This is a genomic window from Pseudarthrobacter sp. S9, from assembly GCF_050156545.1.
GTDB lineage: Bacteria > Actinomycetota > Actinomycetes > Actinomycetales > Micrococcaceae > Arthrobacter.
Map to the genome: position 1 here is coordinate 4,500,073 of NZ_CP189576.1, position 18,530 is coordinate 4,518,602.

Sequence of the window (18,530 nt, forward strand, 5' to 3'; positions counted from 1 at the left end):
CATGACGCCTGGCCCGTTCGAACTGGCCCCGTTCATGACGGTGTTTGTCATCGTCGCCGGATTCCAGCTTGGCTGGGCCCCCTACGTCTCGGACTATTCCCGCTACCTTCCCGCAACCGTGGGTGTCAGGAAGACCTTCTGGTGGACCTACGCACCCAGCGTCATCTCCTCCGTCTGGGTGTTTGTCCTGGGCGCCGTCGTGGCAGCAGCCTCTCCCGGATCTGACCCGATTGAAGCGTTCATCAGCTTAGGGGACAGGCTCTTTCCCGGATTCGGTGTCATCGGCCTCTCCGTGCTGTTCCTTGGTGTCCTCTCCATCATGGTCATAAACCAGTACGGCGGAAGCTTGGCCCTGATCTCAATCGTGGACTCATTTACAAGGATTCGGCCGACACGATTCATCCGAGTGGTTTCCATCCTCGTCCTGGCCGGCATCGTCTTCGTCATCAGCCAGTTCGTCGGCATTGATAACTTCAACATCTTCTTCAGCAACGTCCTGATCTTTCTGGCGTACCTTTTCACTCCCTGGACCGCCATAAACCTGGTGGACTACTTCTTCGTGCGGAAGGGGCGATACGTCGTCGCTGAAATCTTCAAACCAAACGGCATCTACGGCCGCTGGGGCTGGCGCGGCATCGGCGCCTACATCATCGCCCTCGTTGCCATGGTCCCCTTCATGGTCACCGCACCATTTACGGGGTTCATCGCCGCGGCCGCAGGCGCCGTTGACTATTCAGTGTTCGTCGGACTCCCGGTGGCCGCGGTCCTGTATCTCAGCTTCTGCCGCTCCCTTGACCTCACCACGGAAATACAACTCAGCAAAGCCGAGGGCCACACACACCACTAACGCCCGGCATTCAACAAAGCATCTACCTGCGCTCGTCAAGTTTTTGAGACAGCTTGATTGATTATTCTTCTTACGCTGCAGCCGGTTGGGACATATTTTGGTATTCGGTTAGCGCTGCCGCCGGGGGCAGCCCTTTGTTGTAGGCATGGGGCCTGCGCCGGTTGTACCAGGACTCGATATATTCCATCACGGCGGTCCGGGGGCAATATGGTTCTCGAACTGGTTTTGGTAGTACAGATCCGTTTTCATATGCGAGAAGAAGCACTCCGCGACGGCGTTATCCCAGCATGTCCTGACCTCGCCCATGGACTGGGTGAGACCATGCGCGGCACACCATTTCTGGAACGGACCGGATGTACGAGGCCCTGGAAACCCCGAGTTTCCGTCACATCCACTCGATCGGGTAGCACGCCTTCTCCTGCCTGATAAACGCAGAGTACTCGTCTATAGTTGCTTCGCGGCGAAGAAGGCGCTGACTTTTCCCAAGAACTCGATTTCCCGTTTCAGCTCGACGTTCTCGGCCTGCAGGGCCTTGTACTTGGCCCATTCAACAGGGCCCGGATCGTCGGCCCCGGCCTCCGGGTGATCCTCTTTCCAGACACGCACCCAGTTCCCCAGGGTGCCCTCATTGACCCCAATGTCCTTGGCCACCTGAACAACCGATCGGCCGGATGAAATCACCCAACTCAATGGCCTCAGCCTTGAACTCGGCACCCTACCGTATCAATAGGTAACAGTGCTAAAACCTACAGCAGGACCCACCACCAAGGCGGCCCCAAAGCCCGGGCACGAGACTCCCAGGAGGTCCCCGGCCCAGACGAGCTGACCCCCCGCTCCCGCGCACAACCGAACATCCCCGGACCCGCATACCCTTCCGGCACCCCGTGAGAGGGATGCATGTGGACGCAGCGTCCACACTTTAAATCAAAAACTCTGACGAGGGGGAATGCTGTGCCCGAGGTGGGACTCGAAGCTGACACCGCCTTCGTGCTTGACGAGGTCGATGCATCATCCACCCCGGGCACATACGCCTTCTAGGTGTATCCCCCGCTGATGCAGCGGAAGGTGGAGAAGACCGTCTACCCCCGAGCGGCCGGGCTGGTCCTGTTTAACGCCCTGTCTCAACCGGGAACGATGCTCAGCCAGCTTATTGTTACGATCCGGGTCTGTTTTTTGTGGCGTTCGCCGATTCGATGGGGATTCAGTCATAGGTTGGAATCGACGACGGCGATCGGTTGGGTGTCGCCGGCCATGAGAGGACCAACTTATGTCAGAACTTGAGAGGTTTTCGTCACGGCTGTTGAGCCGGCGGGGAGCGCTTGCGCTGGGCCTTGGAGCCGTGGGGGCCGGTGCCCTCGCGGGCTGTGGCGGCTCGCCGACGCTGCCGGTCCCATCCGGCTCTGCCAGCGCCGGCGGGGCGGCAGGCGGTTCGGTCACCGATCTGGCCGCCTTTGACGCTGTGTTGGCCAAGGGCGCCGTGGCCCAGGACTCAATAGTGCAGGCCAGTGCCTGGGCCAAGGCGATCAAGGCCAAGGGCCAGTTGGTGCGTGGCGGCACGGACACCTCCACGCTCTTTTCACTGCGGGATCCTGGCACCGGCAAGGTGTCAGGGTTCGATGCCGGCCTGTCACAGCTCCTCGCCAAGTACATTATCGGCGAGCCCAAGGAGAACCTTTCGCAGGTCACCGTTGACACGCGTGAGACACTGCTGCAGAACAACTCGGTGGATGTCATTTTTGCCACCTACTCCATCACCGCGAAGCGCGCCGAAAAGGTGGATTTCGGCGGCCCCTACTATGAGTCCAAATCGGCCATTCTGGTGAAGGCGGACAACACCTCCATCAAGTCCGTGGCGGATCTCGCCGGCAAGACGGTGGCAACGCAGAGCGCGTCCACCGGTGTCACCCTACTGAAGGAGGTGGCCCCGGAAGCGAACGTCCAGACCTTCGATGACAACCCCAAGTGCCTCGCCGCAGTCCAGCAGGGCCGGGTGGAGGCCTACGTGATTGATCAATCCATCCTGTTGTCCAATGCGGCCAAGAACAAGGACGTGAAGATCGTCGGCGAAACGTTTGGCAACAGCGACAAATACGGAATCGGGCTCCACAAGGGCACGGACGCGCTGGCCTTCGTCAATGCATGGCTGAAGATCGTTGAATCCGACGGCGCCTGGGATGCACTGTGGAAAGCCACCGTGGGCCAGGTGCTCAAGACCGACCCGCCGAAGCCGCCTGCCATCGGAGCCTGAGGCCGGGCCTATGGACCAGCTTCTCACCACCTACCTCGACGAGCTACTGGCCGGGCTATGGATGACGGTGCGGCTGACCGCCGTCGCCTTTTTCGGGTCGCTGGTGATCGGGACGGCGATCGCCGCCTGCCGGGTCAGCCCCATAGTGCCGTTGCGCGCTGTAGGGCGGCTGTATGTGGAACTTTTCGTCAACCTCCCGCTGATCAGCCTGTTGGTGGTGGTGACTTTCGGCCTCCCGGACATCGGCATAACGTTCGACCTGTTCACCTGCGCCGCCATCTCCATGATCCTGCTGGGCGGCGCCTTCACGTGCGAGGCCATTAGAACCGGCGTCAATGCGGTGTCGGTGGGCCAGGTTGAGGCCGCCCGCTCCATCGGCCTGGACTTTTTCGGAGTGCTCCGCTTTGTGCTGTTTCCCCAGGCCTTTCGCAGCGTGATCCAGCCGGTCGTCAACGTGTTCATTGGCATACTGCTCAGCTCCTCGCTGGCCGGTGTCATCGGCGTGAAGGACCTCACCCTGCAGGTTTCGGAGATCAATAACGAAGCGGCCCTTGGGCTGACCACCTATCTGTTGGCCGCCGTCGCCTATGTGGTCATTTCACTGCTGGCCGGCGGTCTGGGAGCGCGGCTGGAAGAACGGCTGAGGGTCCAACGATGAAGCGGTTCCAGCCATGAGTACTCAGGACAGTCTCTTCGACGCCGCCGGCCCGAGGGCCCGCCGTCGGATCCGGGTCCTCACCGTGCTCAGCCTGCTCGGTATCGCCGGCCTCGCGGCCGTGGTACTCCTGCGCTTCGGGCAGGCGGGTCAGCTCGCGGCCGATCGCTGGGTTGAATTCACCCAGGGGCCGTACCTGCTCTTCCTGCTTGCCGGTCTGGGCAACACCGTCACCGCGGCGGCGGCGTCCGCGATCTTTGCGTTGCCGCTGGGACTTGTCCTCGCCCTCGGCCGGCTGTCGGTGCGCACCCCGCTGCGGCGGTTCGCCACGGGCTGGATCGAGTTCTTCCGCTCCGTTCCGCTTCTGCTGGTGGTCTATATCTTCGTCAGCGGACTCCCTCAATACGGGATCAACCCCGACATCTTCTGGAAGCTCGTCATCCCCATCACCCTGTGCAGTTCGGCGGTGATGGCCGAAATCTTCCGGGCCGGCATCAAAGCCCTTCCCGCCGGTCAGAGCGAGGCCGGGCTGAGCCTGGGCCTGTCCCAGGGCCAACTCATGCGCAGCGTCGTGCTTCCGCAGGCGATCAGGATCGTGGTGCCCTCCATGGTGGCCCAACTGGTGGTCCTGCTCAAAGACACCACCCTGGGCTACGCCGTCAGTTATCCGGAGCTGATGAAGACCTCCAACAATCTCACGGCCTACACCAACCACCTGATCCAGACGTATTTGATCATCGCCGCGGTGTACGTGGTCACCAACGTCCTGATCTCCCAATTCGCTCGGTACCTGGAACGCCGCCTGTCCGGACGGGCCGCCCGGATCGGACAAGAGGCCCTGGAAGTGGGCATCGGCTAAGCGACGGCATCCATGCCGCTGTCACCGCGCTCGGCATGGCGGCCGCGTAGGGCTACGTCCTCGGCCGGCCCACCACCCGCCCCGAAGACTGGGCAGGCTGGAACCTCCATCTAGAGGAATTCCCGCCCCTGACGAATCCCGGCGGCGCCGTGCGGTCCTGACCCCGTGAAGCAGGCCTGCGGCCCTCCCGCTCGCTGCGGGACGTCTCGCGTGAGGGACTCCATGACCGCGGCGGTGTCGGCGGCGACAGGGAAGCACGGCCTCACTGAGGCCTGCCCGCAGTTCGTGGGGGGCCGTCAGACCGGAGGCGTCGGCACCGACGATCACGACGTCGCGGTCGATGCTGGGGGTTCGATGGCTGTCATTGCGGGGTCCTTGTTGGATTCGAACTGAGTGTTGGGTGGGTAGGGGCAGTTGTGCCCGGTCTTATTCCGGGATCACCGGGGCTGGCGTGTCCTGACGCAGGGTTTCGCCGCGGAAGAACTCTGGCCGTCGCCAGTACATGAGGCCCGTGACCGCCAAACCGAGCGCCAGCTGTCGATGTCGGATGGCATGGTGTAGTGAGGTGTAGTGAGGTGTCCATCAAAGGGGTATGGCGAGTTAGGCAGGCTCGCTGGGATATATAGCTTCGTGGTCCGGTGCCGCTGTCAGGGCCACAATCCGGTTGCGGCCAGCAGCCTTGGCGGCGTACAGCCGCGCGTCAGCGACGTCGACGAGTTCATCTGCGGATTCTCCGGGCCCTAACGCACAGCCTCCGCTGACTGTCACAGCGATTTCCACGCCGGCCGCCACCATGGGCGTCGCCGCGATGGCTCGGCGGATTCGATCCGCGACGACGAGCGCGGCATCGAGGTCGGTCCGGGGCAAGACGACGAGGAATTCCTCACCGCCCCATCGGCCTGCCACATCCCCTGCGCGCAATTCACTGCTGAGACGATCGGCGAACCGGGCGAGCACGACGTCGCCGGCGGGATGCCCGTATCTGTCATTGACGAGTTTGAAGTGGTCGATGTCGAGCAACAGCACGCACAGCGGGTCGTGGTGGCGCACGGCCTCGGCGCGGTGGTGGGCGAGCTCATCCTCGAGGTGCCGCCGGTTGTGCAAGCCGGTGAGGGCATCGGTGCGGCTGAGCAGGTCGAGTTCGGTGTTGCGTTTGCGAAGTTGGTCCTGCAGTTTCTTGACGTGAGCGGCCGCGGCGACGCGTGCGACGAGTTCGGCCGGTTCAAACGGTTTCTTGAGGTAATCGTGGGCGCCGCCACGCAGCCCGCGCAGGATGTCTTCCATTTTGGTAAGTGTGGTGAGGAAGACGACCGGCAGGTCCATCAGCTTCGGGTCGGCCTTGAGCTCGGCGAGCACCTCGTATCCGTCGAGTCCGGGCATTTCGATGTCGAGCAGTATGACATCCGGAGGGAGGTGCCGGCACTGTTCGAGCGCCGCCGCCCCGTCGACGGCTTCAATGACGTGGTAACCCTCCGCTTCGAGGTGGGAGCGGACGACGGCGCGGATGACTAGCGAATCGTCGGTGATCAGCACGGTGGTCCCGGTCGCGGTAGTCGCGGATGCGGTCGCGCCCATCACAGTCGCGCCGCCAGGGCATCCGGGTCGGCCACGAGCATCAGCTCGCCATCCGAGTCGATTGTTCCTGAGATGAACGACCGGCCCCGACCGGTGGGGGCCGGGCGGATGTCGGCGACGGCGATGCGCCGAAGCCCCGTGACGGCATCGACAAGCAGTCCGAAGGCCGCGCCACCGGCCTCGACGACGAGGACGTGTGTGCCGCCGCCGCCCAACACCGAGATGACCGTCAGCGGTGGCTGGCCGGGCAGGATGCCGACTATGTCGGGCCCTGTCCCTGGCAAGGAACGGATGCCGGAGGAGGTGCGCACCGCCCGGGTGGCCTCCACTGGGAGCCAGTACGCCGCTCCGGCGGACTGGAAACAGACCATGGTCATCATCGAGTCGGCTCCCGCTGTTTGGCATCGAGAAGTTTGTGGAGTTCGGCCGGGTCGTAGCCGTCCATAGCGAACCGCGTCTCCGCGGCGTCGGACTCCAGCAGGGCGCGTCGGGCCGCCCCGAAGGCACGTTGGGCCGAGAGCTGGTCGCCCGCGGCCTCGAGAGCGAGGGCGAGGGCGAGATGCAGGTGGGCGAGAGCATCGTCCTGTGCGAGGTAAACCCACTTGCGGAAGATGACGACGGCGGCCCGCTCGTCCCCTGCCGCGAATGCCTGCTGCCCGGCCTGTGCCAGGCGTGCGATGGCTGCCGACGCGTTCACGGCGCTTCGGGCCGGGGTCCGTTCAGAACTCGGAAGCCGTGCCATCTCCCGCTCGGCGTTCGCCGGCGCAGGCACGGCGGGAACCGCCAGCGGACGGTAGGCGTAGGTGGCGCCGATCCGCACGGACTCAAAGCGGTCACCGACCGACCAGTTGGTCTCGGTCGCGCCGAGAAACAGCCACACTGCAGGCATGGCGTTCGCGACACGGTCGAGGAATACCTTGGCGTGCTGTGGCGAGAAATAGATGAGCACGTTGCGGCAGAACACCAGCTGGCACGAGCGCACCCGGCCGGGGACCGGGTCGATGAGGTTGTGGTGCACCGTGCTGACCCGGTCCCGCAGCGACTGGTTAATTTCCCAGGACAGGCCGACGGGAATCAGGTGGCGCGCGATCCGTTCAGGCGTGAGTCCGCTGATTTCCCGGGCCGTCTAGCGGGCGGCGCTCGTCCGGCGCAGCGCAGAGGTCGACACGTCGGTGGCGATCACCGACCCTCTGATCCCTTGTTCCTCGAGCAGCATGGCGAGGCTGAACGCCTCTTGCCCGTTGGCGCAGCCGGCGCTCCAAATGTTGATCGGCTGCTGCAGCGTCGGGAGAATGTCGCGAGCGAGCACCTCGAAATGCTCGGGGTGGCGGAAGAATCCCGTCTCCTGCACCGTAACCCGGTTGAGGAGGCCCTGGCGCAGGCCGGGACTGGTCGAGAGTGCTTGGAGATAGTGGGCGGAGTCCAGTCTCAGGCCAGCGGCCTCGTCCCGGATGCAGCGCCGGAGTCGGGCACGCAGGGTGGATTCCGGTCGGAGACCGACCTCGGTTCTCAGGAGCTCGGCCACTCGGTCGATGACCGCCTCCGACGGGTCGAGGGCGCTCATGCCCGCACCAACGATACGGCCCGGAGTATCGCGGTCGCGAGCTGCTCCGGCGGCAACAAAGTCGTTAGCGCCCCGAGGCGCTGGGCTGCTTGCGGCATCCCGAAAACCGCGCACGAGGCCTGATCCTGGCCCAAGGTCTGGCCCCGCTGGCGGTGGATCTCGAGCAACCCCCTGGCACCATCGTCGCCCATGCCGGTCATGATGACCCCGACGCCGGCCGACCCGGTGTGCTCCGCCACCGAACGGAAGAGTTCGTCGGCGGACGGCCGGTGGGTCGTGACCGGGGTCGATCCGAGCTCAAGCCGGCGGTTCGGGGCCAGACGCAGGTGCGATCCTCCGGGGGCAAGGTAGACACGCCCTGGCTGTGCGACGCCGTCATGGGTGGCGATCTCGACCGGCAACGCCGATGCGCGGGCCATCCAATCCAACAGTCCGCCCGTGAAATCCGGGTTCAGGTGCTGGACGATGAGCACCGGCGCATTCAGCCCGCCGAGCCCGGCCAGCACCGTCGCGAGTGCCTTGGGTCCACCGGTCGACGCCGCCAACGCAACGACCGCCTGCCGGCCGCTGCCCGGCTTCGTTGGGTCCGCGGTCGAGATCCTGGCCAGGCCCCCGCGGGGATGCCGGATCGCCCGGACCTTACTGATCTGACGAACTGTGTGGCGGAGCTGGGATTCCAGCTCCGCGCTCCAGCTGTCCGGAGCCGGCAGCGCGTCGAGGGCGCCGGCGACGAGGGCCGCGACGGCCGACGGGGAATGCCGGTCCGCGATCCGGGTCGAGAGCACGAGAATGGGCGTGGGCGTGTGCGCCATGACCTGTTCGATGAAATACTGCCCGCTGCCGCCGTTCGTGCTCAGGCCGAGGATGATGGCGTCGGGATACTCACGGGCCACGAGCCCGATTGCGGCCGCCCCTGTGGGGGCCTGGCCGATGACGACGATATCGCCGTCACGTTGCAGGCCGCGGGTGAGCGGACCGCCGTGGTGGGCGCGTCCTCCACGATGAGGACCCTGATCGTCTTGGCGGGCGTGGGGCCGGTCATGCCCGTGCTCCGATCAGCCGGTTCACGGCCAGGAGCAGACTGCCTTCGTCGAATCCGCTTTTGAGGATGAAACCATCGGCGCCGGCATCGAGCCCCCTTTGACGGTCAGACTCGCTCGAGCGGGAGCTGAGAATCAGCACGGGGATGTTCGCCAGTGATGGATGCGCGCGGACCGCTTCGGTTAACTCGAAGCCGTCCATGTTCGGCATTTCAATGTCGGTGAGGATCAGATCGCTGGCTTCCTCGGCGAGCTTCGAGAGCGCATCCGTGCCGTCAACGGCGACGCGCACGTCGAAGCCGCCCCGTTCGAGGATGCTGCGCTGCAGTTCGCGGATGGTCAGGGCGTCATCGACGACGAGGATCCGCTGGCGGGGTGCCTCTGATTGGACATCCTTCAGTCGCGGGTCCTGGCTGCGACTGGAGTGTCTGGCTCGCTCGATGAGTCCGGGCGGGTCCAGCACGATGAGCACGGAGCCGTCCGGTTCGACGCTCGCGCCCGCGACCGCGGGAAGGTGTGCCAGAAGGCCGTTCAGACCTTTGACGACGACGTCGCGCTGGCCGACGAGACGGTCAACCTGGAATCCGTGCCGGCGGGCGGTGTCGGCGAGAACGACGATCGGGCCGTTGGACGGTTCGGCGGATTCCAGGCCGAGCGTGCCGGCCAGCGTCGACACCGGCACGGGCTGGTCGCCGACGAATATGACGGGCCGGCCTTCGGCGCTGGACTGGCTCGCCGGGTCGTAGCGCTGGGACAGGATCACGCGATGGAACGGTAACGCGAAGCGCTGGCCGTCGGACTCGACGAGAAGGCAACGCAGCACCGCGAGGGTGATCGGGACAATGATCCTGAATTCGGTGCCCATCCCTGGTTTGGAGCGCACCTCAATCCGGCCGTGCGCTGCCTCGACGCTGGCCCGCACGACGTCGAGTCCGACTCCTCGGCCGGACACGTCGGTCACAAAAGATGTTGTAGACAGTCCGGCGTGAAAGATGAGGTGGAGGATGTCCTCTTCGCTCATCCCGTCGGTGTCGATGCCCTGGCCTTCGGCTTGCTCCCTGACCCGGTCCGCATCGATCCCGTCGCCGTCGTCGGTGACGGCTATGATGACTTCGGAGCCGAGCTGCATCGCGTGCAGCCTGATGATGCCCCCCGCCGGCTTCCGTGATGCCACCCGCAGGGCGTCGGACTCTATGCCGTGGTCGACGGCGTTGCGCACGAGGTGCAGCAGGGAGTCAGACAGTTGCACCAGGACGCCGCGATCGAGCTCGGTGTCGGCCCCTCGCACATCCCAGTGGATCGTCTTGCCTTGGGCACGCGAGAGATCGCGCACCGCGCGCTGGAGCTTGTCGGTGATGGTGGCCAGGGGGACCATCCGGGTGCGCATTGCGCGGTCCTGCAGTTCGTTCAAGGTTCGCGAGAGATCGTTGAATTCGGAGTTGAGGGTCGGGTCGACGCCGTACTTCTCCATGAGCATGCGGCCGACCCGCAGATGGGCGGATGCCGACTCTCCGATAAGCCGGACCATCTCGTCGAGCCGTTCCATCGGCACCATGACGACGCCGCCGGAGACTCCGGACCCGGTGATCTCGCCGGCGGCCTGCGGCCGCTGCGCCTCCTCGGGTTCCAGCGCCGGCGGCACCGCGCATCGATCGACCGCGGCTAGCTGGCCGCCGGTCGGCGGCTCGGCGACCACGGGGTTTCCCAGCAGACTGGCGACCGCCCCCGGCACGGTGATGACGCGGCCCAGCCGATCGGCGCCGGCAAGCAGGGTGTCGATGATCTCGGGCGTGACGAGCTGACGCCCCTCTCTCAAACCGTCGACGATTTCCTCCAGCTCGTGGGCGACTTGGCTCACCTCTTCGAGCCCGGCGACGGCCGAGGAACCCTTGAGGGTGTGCAGCTCCCGGAAGACGGAACGGATCAGGGTCTCATCACCGCCCGTTTGCTCGAGCTGGAGCAAGAGCTGATCCAAGTGGGCGAGGCGAACCTCGGCTTCCTGGGCGAACAGGTCCCGCACCTGTTCAAGGCCGAGCCCGCTCACCGTCCCACTCCGCTCGAGACGATGATTCCGCCGCCGGGCGCGGGGCCGAGCCGATCGGCGGCCAACAGCACATCCGGGTCAAGCAGCACCGCCACCCGGCGCTCTACCCGATAGGTTCCGGCGGTGCCGGGCAGCTCGGACGGGCCGATGGACGTGCCGAGAAGGGCACGTTGGGGGAAAGCTGTGACCGCCAGCCCGACGAGGCCGTCCCTGGCCTGCAGGACGAGTGCGAATGCGGCCGGCCCGGCGCCGGGAAGCCCCAGCAACGCCGCCGTGTCGAGGAGGGGCACGATTTGTCCCCGCAGATTGAACAGACCGAGCACGCCCGGCGGCGCGGTGACCAATCGGGTCAGGCCCGGGGCCGCCACTACTTCCTTTACCCGGTCGATTGGCACGGCGTACAGATCGGCCCCGACCGGGAGGAGCACGGCGTGCATATCAGTCATCGGGGTCCGCTGCCGACACCTGCGGTGGTTTCTAGGTTGCCGGCCAGATCGGCGAGATCGCCGGCGGAGGCGGCGATCTGCTGGGCCGTAATCGAGACCTGGCGGCTGGCGTCGGTGAGCTGTTCCATGGTCTCGACGACCTGGGCGGTGGCGCTGCGTTGCTGCTGGGTGGTCAGACTGACCTGACCGTTGGCATCCGTGACAGCCTCGAGCAGGACCAGGCCGTGTTGCATCTGTTTGGCGCCCTTTTCCATGGCCATCACGGTGGCGTTGGTTTCGCGCTGGACGGCCGCCACGATCGCGGCTATGTCGCCCGCGGACGTCTTGGAACGTTCGGCCAGACGGCGCACTTCGTCGGCCACGACCGCGAAACCGCGGCCGTTTTCCCCGGCGCGGGCCGCTTCGATCGCGGCGTTGAGGGCAAGCAGATTGGTCTGATCCGCAATGTCGTTGATCAGCACCAGCAGGGCATCAATGTCACTGACCCGCCCGGCGAGGGCAAGGGTGCGCTCGCTCGACACGGTGATGTCGGTCTCGGCCTGCTCCAGGTTCTGTCTGGTCTCCGCGGTCTGACGGGCGACCGCGTCGACAGTGTCCGCAATCGCCACCGAGGACCGCGCGAGCTCCTCGGTCGTTGCGGTGGCCTCGGTGACCGCCACACTCTGTTGGGTGGTGATTGCCGCCAGTTCGTCGGAGGATGCCGACAATTCGGTTGCGGCGGAATTCACCTCGACCCCGGCCGCCCCGAGTTGGCCGACGAGCTGCTGGCAGGTGGTCAGCATGGCGTTGAAGGAATCGGCCAGCACAACGAGCTCCGCGGATCCTGCCGGAACGGCGCGGGCGGTCAGGTCCCCCTGTGCTACCCGGTGCGCGACGGCGCTCAACCGTTTGACCGATCGGATGGTGCGCCAGGCCAGGCCGATTGAGACGGCCGCTGCAAGGACCGCGCCGATGATGACCAGCATGATGGCGCGCTCGGCCTGGGTGGCTACGGGTGCGAGCACATCGCTGGCTTTTTCCTTCACGATAAGGACCCAGTTCAGTTCGCTCACGACTTCATAACCGCCAATGACGTCCTTACCCAGATAATCGGTAAACCTGGTCGAGCCGGGGTTACCGGTGCTCAGGGCCTGGCGGGTCGCCGCGTTGTCCACGGTCGTGTTCAGCACGCCGGCCGCGAGCAGCGCGGCCGCGTCGGCCACCTTTCCGAGCGACCCGGTGTCATAGACAAGCTGGTGCTGCGAGTCGGCGACAACGACTTCGTCGCCCGCGCCGAGCTCCGGGTTGAGCAGTTTGGGCAACACCATCGGGTCGAGGTTGGCGATAACGACGGCCTGCACGTGTCCCTCGGCGTCCAACACCGGTTGGGCGATGATCCATTCGATCTGATTCCCCTGACGGACCAATGAGGTCACTACCGGCTTGCCGGAGACAGCCGTCTGAAACCAGCCCCGACCGGCCGGGGCCAGTTCGACCCCGGCCCTGCTCGTGGCCATGACCTTGCCGGCGACATCCGCAATTTCGATCAGCGTGTAGCTGCCGTAGGCTTTGTCCATTTCTGCAAGCCGGGCCGCAGTTGCGGGGCTATCAAGTTGACCGCCGACTGTACCGGCGACGACCTTCAGGTCACCTTGGCGTTCGGAGAGCCAGTCCTCTAGCCGCATCGTGATCGCGCGGGCCAGGGCGACTCCCTTCTCTTCGGCGGCAGCGGTCAGGCTCGCCGATGACTGCGTCGTCAGAAGCACTGCCAGCACGATCATGAGCGGCACTGATACCAGCAAACTGGCCGCCACCATCTGAACGCCGAAACGGCGCGGTAGTGAACGCCATCGGCGTTTGGTGTGCGTGGCCATGTCAGTTTCCGGACTTTCTGTTAGCGCGGTTGTTGAAAGCGGCTTCACTAAGGTGGCCCGGCGATCTTCATCGCGGACCGATCGAATGCGCACACAGCTTTTGGGACCGAACGCGCAGCCGCAAGGCCCTCTGAATGTACCAGCCTTGAACCTGGGCGACGACCGGAAATTGACTATGGTGTAATGAGGCATTGACAACAAAGTGAAGTCGGCAATGTGGTGCAGCCACCGCTCGGGGGGAAGACGTGCCTGAACAGTCCGTGAACCACGAACACCGCCACGGTGCGGATAACCCGACGTTGACAGAGGGGGTTCTGGCCCCTGTCCCTCTGCGGGACGCGAAGGCATTCTCGAAGGCCGGGTTAGCGGGTTGGGCCGCGCAGGTCGGTTCGCCGGCGTTGGAGGGAACCCGGTCGCGCCGCATGGCCCATATCGGCGGGATCGCCGCGATCGCCTCCCTGGTGCTGTACCTTGGCTGGCGTCTGGCCTTTACGCTGCCGGCCGACGGCGGGAACCTCACGATTGCTTGGATTCTGGTGATCTTTGAGGCGCTGCCCCTGGGCGGGCTGATCCTGAAGGCCATCACGTTGTGGAATATTGACAGCCGGGCACCGGCACCGGTCACGAGCCCGCCCCAAGGCATGGGCGTAGCCGTGCTGATCCCCACCTATAACGAACCCGTTGAGGTCCTGGCTCCCACGATCGCCGCTGCCTGCGCCTTGGAACCGGCGCACCAGACATGGGTGCTTGATGACGGCGACCGTTCCTGGGTGGCAAGCATGTGCGCATCCTACGGTGCCAGGTATGTCAGCCGCCCCGTCCACGACCACGCCAAGGCTGGCAACATGAACCACGCGCTGGAGCTGATGGCCGCGGAGGAAGCAGCAGCCACGGGCGGAATCGACATCATTGCGGTGCTGGACTGCGACCACGTGCCGCTGCCGAACTTCCTGACAGCGACTTTGGGCTGGTTCAACGACGAAGGGATTGCCCTGGTGCAGGGTCCGCAGTCGTTTTACAACGCCGGTGCTTTCGATGATGACGGTATCACCGGTGAACAGGGCATGTTCTTCAACGTCCTGATGCCCTCCCGCAACACTGCCGGAGCCGGACCCTTCTGGTGCGGATCAACGTCGCTGCTGCGCGTCAAGGCCTTGCGCGAGGTGGGCGGTGTGGCAACGGAGACGATCACCGAGGACATGCACACCACCCTGAAACTGATCCGGAAAGGTTGGAAGACCGTCTACCACCACCAGACCCTGGCTCTGGGCCTGGCCCCGGCGACCGCGGAGCAGTACCTACTCCAGCGCCGCCGCTGGGGCATGGGCGCCATGCAGATCCTTGCCTACGAGCGGCTGTGGGCGGCCAAGAGCTGGATGTCCTGGCGCAATTACCACGAATACCTCAACGGCACATTGTGGTGGCTGGAGGGCATCGCCACCCTCGTGGCGTTCCTGATCCCGATGCTGGTGATGCTCTCCGGCGCCCAAACCTCCACAGCCGGGCCCCTGGCCTTCACTGCCGTTTTCATCGCGATGTTCTCCGTCCGCCTGTGGGGGGCCAAGCGGCTGATGCGAAACCAGATCCACTGGCCGACGGCTTTCGCCCTGCGGATCTTCCGCATTCCGGTCGGCTTGGCATGTCTGTGGTGGCTGATCTCGCGCAAGACTCTGGAATTCCAGGTGACGCCGAAGGGGGCAGCCGAGCTGCGCATGACGGGCCGGATCCCGCGGATCCTGACCGTCATGATCATTGTCGTGGCCGGAGTGATTCTCTATGCTGCCGCTGGGGCCCTGGGCTGGGTGCCGTGGCGCACGAACCCGGGCTCGACGGTCGCCGCGGGCGTCTGGCTGGTTCTCGCTGGCGTTGTGCTCGTCTTGGGTACACGCCGGATCCGCGCCGCCGAATACGCGACGTCCCGGCGCAACGCCCACCGGCTCCCCCTACGGGTCTGTGTGGAGATTGCAGGCGTCCGGGGTGATCTCCTGGACATCTCCATGGGCGGGGCCTCCGTACGCTTTCCGCCCGGGGCGCTTCCGGGTACGGGAACTGTGCTGCTCACACTGCCCGCAGCTGAGCCCATAGCCTTGGACGTCGTCAGGGTCATGCCCGGCCCAGGGGGTTGCCAGACGGCGTCGCTGCGGGTCCGCGAGGGCGATTGGCAGGCCTACCGCGCGCTGTCGCTCTGGCTGTTCCACACGCCCGTCGGTGCACTGCCGGACTTCCCGCCCGGGGTCCCTGCCATCGCCTCCCTGCAGCCGGCATGAAGCGCGTGCGGTCACGGAAGTTGAAGTCGCCTCGGTTTGGCCGTTAGGCGTGACCCACCCTCGACCCGCTGGGGCCGCCGAGGCCATTGACGCGACGAGGGCGATACGGCCTGGCGCCTTGTAGTCGCCGTGCTCTCGCCACGCGACTTGGCGGATCTCACGGGGAAGTCCCGAGCCTCGTGTCCGGTACGCGGCGGCTGTGTCAATGTGGCGGTAGCCGGCTTCCAGGGCATCCTCAACAATGCGCTGGGTTTCTTCCGGCGGGACCTGGAAGACGCCGAAGCCGAGTTGCGGGATCTGGACGCCATTGTTGAGGGTCACAGAGGGGATGGTGGATTCTTGTGTCTGGGACATCATCAATTCTTCCGTTGGGTTGGGGTGGGTTGGTTTGTGCTTCACTGTCGGGTCTGCGCTACGGTCGGAGGGGCCGGTTCAATGGCCCACGCAGCGCGGTGTAGCACGCTCGCCAGCCAACCCTGCAGGCGAGCCCGCCTCCTGGTGTGGAACCGGCGGCTCGTGCCGCTTCAATAGGGGCATCCGGCAAGGCACTGCGGCCCTCCTGCTTCATTGTGTTGATGACCGCGTAAGCCATCATCAGCGAAATATCCATAGTCCTCTTCTTGTCATCTAACGTGCATGAACTGGCTCTCCTCATCAGCCCGTAACGTCCTGGGGCGACCGGTCACTGGCGGGCGGTTTCCAGCTCGAATAGCGGATTGCACACCGGGTTGGGTTGTTCTGTGGGGGTGAGCCGGCACGGGAAAGTTGGGTACGAAACCGCTTTCCTGCGGGCTATGCAAACGACGCTACGCATGTGGGGAAGGGATGTCAGCAGCTTTGCCGCTCCCTGCATTTCCTAGGAATGGCCGTCCTACCTTCGCCATAGAAAACAGGGACTCGGCCCGGCAGAATGGAAGACATGGGTCAGAGCGCCGAGTTTGGAAAGTTCCTGAAGGCCATGCGGTCACGGTTGACGCCGGAGACGGCCGGGATAGCCTCCACCTCCGGTGGCCGGGGGGTCCCCGGGCTGCGGCGCGAGGAGATCGCACGGCTGGCCGACGTGAGCACCGACTACTACACGCGGCTGGAACAGGGCCGCAACATCCACCCGTCCCGGGCCGTGCTGGATTCGGTGGCGCGCGCCCTGCGCCTGGATCCTGGCGAACAGGCGCACATGATCGACCTCCTGGAGAACTGCGCGAACTCCCAGCGTCCACCCATTCCGGCGCAGGGCGTGCGGCCCGCGCTGCGCCAGCTCGTGGATGCGGTGGGTAATGTGCCCGCCCTGGTTCTGGGCCGCCGCACCGAGGTGCTGGCCGGAAACCACCTCGCTTTCCTCTTGCTGGCCGACTTCCCCGCAATGCCGGTGGAACCTGAGCCGGTGGATCATCCTCGATGCCCGCGCACGCGAGCTCTTCCGCGACTGGCAGACCGTAGCCTCTGAAGCTGTCGGGTCCCTGCGCACGGATATAGGCCGGCATCCCAACGACGCCCAGGCGAATCAACTCGTCGGCGAACTCGCGGTACGCAGCGAGCAATTCCGCCAGTGGTGGGCCGGGCACCGGGTGGCCACAGGGTCCGCGGGCAGTGTCCGGCTCCGCCATCCCGTCGTCGGGGACCTGGACCTGAACTTTGAAGACCTCGCGCTGCGTGACGATCCGGATCAGGTGCTTCGAGTGTTTTCAGCGAAGCCGGGCTCGCCGTCTGCCGATTCCCTCACGCTGCTCGGCAGCTTCGGTGCCGGAGCGGCGTCCGTCATGGAGAACCTCCGCGGGCAATAACCAACACGGATGCACCCGGCGCCGACATGGCGCCCTGACGTCAGCTACGATCGGCGATGTACGGCCCGCAGGCCGCCTTCTTCCCGGACCTCTTCTCCACCAAGCTCCGCTACAACGGCGCATCGATGGGCTACCAATTCGGATCGGTCCTTTCAGGAGGCATCGCCCCGCTGGTCGCCGTCGCACTGCTCAACGCCCATAACGGTGGGCCAGGCCGGGTGATCCTCTACTTCAGCGTGATCGGTGTAATCACGGTCGCCTCAGCAATCCTTGCGCCAGAACCCGTGAAGCGCGTGCGCCGCCGCCTCGAGGCGGCCCAGCGGGACGCCTCCGAGATCGACGACGCGTCCAGGGGCAAAGTCGGCATCTAGGGCGGGCGCCATAAAGCATCTCAGGCGCATTCGGCGGGATCACCCTCCGAATGCCGCCTGAACCATGCCTCGGGCTGGCATCCGCGGCCCGGCCCTCTCCATGGGTCAGTGATTCTGAATGGGTAATGTGCTCTTGATTGGCGATACTCAGCGATATATCGTTAAGTATCGCCAGATACTTGACGTTCATCAGGGAAAACTGAGCTGGAGTGGAAGGATGATGCCGCTATGAAAGGCATTCACGAGAACAAGTTCACAGACTGCGGACCCCTAATGGGAGGACGCTTCGAGCGCGGCAGGAGCCGCCGCGGACCCCACGGACATGGCGGTGGCGGGTTTGGTCCGGGCGGGTTTGGTCCGGGTTTTGGTCCGGGCGGGTTCCGGCGGGCCAACAGGGGCGATGTTCGTTGGGCGATTCTCTCCCTCCTGGCCGAATCTCCATCGAACGGGTACGGGCTGATCCAGACGATCGCGGAGAAAACGTCCGGAGCCTGGCGCCCGAGCCCGGGCTCCATTTACCCTACGCTCCAGCAGTTTGTTGATGAAGAACTCATCGAACCCGTGGGTGAAGGCCGACGCACCGAGTTCACACTCACCGATGCGGGCAAGGCTTATGTGGCCGACCATGACCAGGAACTGAGAAACGCCTGGAACACCGATCCCCAGGGGTCCGCGCCTGCGTTTTATCAGAGCCTGATAAAGCTCATGCGAGTCATCCATCAATTCCGCGCAGGTGCCACCGATGAGCAACGCAATGCCGCCGTGGAGAAAATCGATGAAGCGCGCCGCGCGCTCTACCACATCCTCGCCGACTAGGACCTAAATAGCCCCGGTCATCCCTTCGTAACTTTGGGTTCGTTTCTTTACCGTCCCGGACCGGGGTCCTTCGCTTCGAGCTATGAGCCTGCCCCTTGGGTTTCTGGACATCGCGCCGGTGCGCACGCCCGTTTCAGTGCGGGCAACGTCGAGGGAGGATTCCC

The 18,530-nt window shown here is 65.0% G+C and carries 13 protein-coding genes and 4 pseudogenes; 8 read left to right on the forward strand and 9 right to left on the reverse strand.

The genetic code is table 11. The features are described 5' to 3' along the window. Window position 1 precedes the first annotated feature (1 nt). The gene (locus ACQCSY_RS21665; protein ID WP_427132073.1) at window positions 2–847 is read left to right on the forward strand and encodes a purine-cytosine permease family protein; all 846 of its coding nucleotides are present in this window, start codon (window positions 2–4) and stop codon (window positions 845–847) included. Window positions 848–917: 70 nt separating this feature from the next. Here the strand turns inward: ACQCSY_RS21665 and ACQCSY_RS21670 are convergent. Next, window positions 918–1,538, reverse strand: a pseudogene (locus tag ACQCSY_RS21670) (integrase core domain-containing protein). 576 nt (window positions 1,539–2,114) lie between these two features. Between ACQCSY_RS21670 and ACQCSY_RS21675 the strand changes: the two are divergent. Genes ACQCSY_RS21675 through ACQCSY_RS21685 form a run of 3 tightly spaced genes read left to right on the forward strand, consistent with a single transcriptional unit; the run spans window position 2,115 to window position 4,609 of the window. Next, complete coding sequence (locus tag ACQCSY_RS21675) at window positions 2,115–3,095, forward strand: glutamate ABC transporter substrate-binding protein (protein ID WP_427132075.1); 981 nt, start codon at window positions 2,115–2,117, stop codon at window positions 3,093–3,095. 10 nt (window positions 3,096–3,105) lie between these two features. Further along, window positions 3,106–3,753, forward strand: coding sequence for an amino acid ABC transporter permease (locus tag ACQCSY_RS21680; protein ID WP_427132077.1), 648 nt, complete (start codon window positions 3,106–3,108; stop codon window positions 3,751–3,753). Between the two features lie 13 nt (window positions 3,754–3,766). Continuing rightward, on the forward strand, window positions 3,767–4,609 hold the full coding sequence (locus ACQCSY_RS21685) for an amino acid ABC transporter permease (RefSeq protein WP_427132079.1): 843 nt from the start codon (window positions 3,767–3,769) through the stop codon (window positions 4,607–4,609). Between the two features lie 600 nt (window positions 4,610–5,209). Here the strand turns inward: ACQCSY_RS21685 and ACQCSY_RS21690 are convergent. From ACQCSY_RS21690 to ACQCSY_RS21720, 7 genes and pseudogenes are all read right to left on the reverse strand, one after another. Further along, window positions 5,210–6,184, reverse strand: coding sequence for a GGDEF domain-containing response regulator (locus ACQCSY_RS21690; protein ID WP_427132081.1), 975 nt, complete (start codon window positions 6,182–6,184; stop codon window positions 5,210–5,212). Next, the gene (locus ACQCSY_RS21695; protein ID WP_427132083.1) at window positions 6,184–6,564 is read right to left on the reverse strand and encodes a chemotaxis protein CheW; all 381 of its coding nucleotides are present in this window, start codon (window positions 6,562–6,564) and stop codon (window positions 6,184–6,186) included. The genes ACQCSY_RS21690 and ACQCSY_RS21695 overlap by 1 nt, the downstream gene beginning before the upstream one ends. After that, window positions 6,561–7,748: pseudogene (locus ACQCSY_RS21700) on the reverse strand (CheR family methyltransferase). The gene ACQCSY_RS21695 and the pseudogene ACQCSY_RS21700 overlap by 4 nt, the downstream one beginning before the upstream one ends. Further along, window positions 7,745–8,641 carry a CheB methylesterase domain-containing protein gene (locus tag ACQCSY_RS21705; protein ID WP_427132084.1) on the reverse strand — a complete coding sequence of 299 codons (897 nt, stop codon included), beginning with the start codon at window positions 8,639–8,641 and terminating at the stop codon, window positions 7,745–7,747. Before ACQCSY_RS21705 ends, ACQCSY_RS21700 begins: the two are co-directional and overlap by 4 nt. A 145-nt stretch (window positions 8,642–8,786) precedes the next feature. After that, a complete protein-coding gene (locus ACQCSY_RS21710) occupies window positions 8,787–10,832 on the reverse strand; it encodes a hybrid sensor histidine kinase/response regulator (RefSeq protein ID WP_427132086.1) in 2,046 nt (681 codons plus the stop codon). Beyond that, entirely contained in the window at window positions 10,829–11,278 is a 450-nt protein-coding gene (locus ACQCSY_RS21715) for a chemotaxis protein CheW (RefSeq protein ID WP_427132088.1), read from the reverse strand. The genes ACQCSY_RS21710 and ACQCSY_RS21715 overlap by 4 nt, the downstream gene beginning before the upstream one ends. After that, a complete protein-coding gene (locus ACQCSY_RS21720; protein ID WP_427132090.1) occupies window positions 11,275–13,323 on the reverse strand; it encodes a methyl-accepting chemotaxis protein in 2,049 nt (682 codons plus the stop codon). The genes ACQCSY_RS21715 and ACQCSY_RS21720 overlap by 4 nt, the downstream gene beginning before the upstream one ends. Before the next feature lie 53 nt (window positions 13,324–13,376). Here ACQCSY_RS21720 and ACQCSY_RS21725 point away from each other — a divergent pair, with 53 nt between their 5' ends. After that, window positions 13,377–15,398: a glycosyltransferase family 2 protein gene (locus tag ACQCSY_RS21725; protein WP_427132092.1), complete on the forward strand. Its 2,022-nt coding sequence runs from the start codon at window positions 13,377–13,379 to the stop codon at window positions 15,396–15,398. A 156-nt stretch (window positions 15,399–15,554) separates the two neighbouring features. Here the strand turns inward: ACQCSY_RS21725 and ACQCSY_RS21730 are convergent. Further along, a pseudogene (locus ACQCSY_RS21730) lies at window positions 15,555–15,728 on the reverse strand (aldo/keto reductase); the annotation flags it as partial. Window positions 15,729–16,356: 628 nt separating this feature from the next. Between ACQCSY_RS21730 and ACQCSY_RS21735 the strand changes: the two are divergent. The 3 genes and pseudogenes from ACQCSY_RS21735 to ACQCSY_RS21745 all read left to right on the forward strand — a co-directional run bounded on the left by ACQCSY_RS21735 (window position 16,357) and on the right by ACQCSY_RS21745 (window position 18,366). Next, window positions 16,357–17,179, forward strand: a pseudogene (locus tag ACQCSY_RS21735) (helix-turn-helix transcriptional regulator). Window positions 17,180–17,235: 56 nt separating this feature from the next. Further along, window positions 17,236–17,550, forward strand: a complete 315-nt coding sequence (locus ACQCSY_RS21740) for a hypothetical protein (protein WP_427132094.1) — start codon at window positions 17,236–17,238, stop codon at window positions 17,548–17,550. Window positions 17,551–17,778: 228 nt separating this feature from the next. Continuing rightward, the gene (locus tag ACQCSY_RS21745) at window positions 17,779–18,366 is read left to right on the forward strand and encodes a PadR family transcriptional regulator (protein ID WP_427132096.1); all 588 of its coding nucleotides are present in this window, start codon (window positions 17,779–17,781) and stop codon (window positions 18,364–18,366) included. Window positions 18,367–18,530 lie beyond the last annotated feature (164 nt).

Coding starts and splice junctions, on each gene's coding strand:
- ACQCSY_RS21680 (WP_427132077.1), top strand. CDS start 3,106: ATGGACCAGCTTCTCACCACCTACCTCGACGAGCTACTGGCCGGGCTA.
- ACQCSY_RS21685 (WP_427132079.1), top strand. CDS start 3,767: ATGAGTACTCAGGACAGTCTCTTCGACGCCGCCGGCCCGAGGGCCCGC.
- ACQCSY_RS21715 (WP_427132088.1), bottom strand. CDS start 11,278: ATGACTGATATGCACGCCGTGCTCCTCCCGGTCGGGGCCGATCTGTAC.
- ACQCSY_RS21690 (WP_427132081.1), bottom strand. CDS start 6,184: ATGGGCGCGACCGCATCCGCGACTACCGCGACCGGGACCACCGTGCTG.
- ACQCSY_RS21665 (WP_427132073.1), top strand. CDS start 2: ATGACGCCTGGCCCGTTCGAACTGGCCCCGTTCATGACGGTGTTTGTC.
- ACQCSY_RS21740 (WP_427132094.1), top strand. CDS start 17,236: ATGTACGGCCCGCAGGCCGCCTTCTTCCCGGACCTCTTCTCCACCAAG.
- ACQCSY_RS21675 (WP_427132075.1), top strand. CDS start 2,115: ATGTCAGAACTTGAGAGGTTTTCGTCACGGCTGTTGAGCCGGCGGGGA.
- ACQCSY_RS21695 (WP_427132083.1), bottom strand. CDS start 6,564: ATGATGACCATGGTCTGTTTCCAGTCCGCCGGAGCGGCGTACTGGCTC.
- ACQCSY_RS21720 (WP_427132090.1), bottom strand. CDS start 13,323: ATGCCTCATTACACCATAGTCAATTTCCGGTCGTCGCCCAGGTTCAAG.
- ACQCSY_RS21745 (WP_427132096.1), top strand. CDS start 17,779: ATGAAAGGCATTCACGAGAACAAGTTCACAGACTGCGGACCCCTAATG.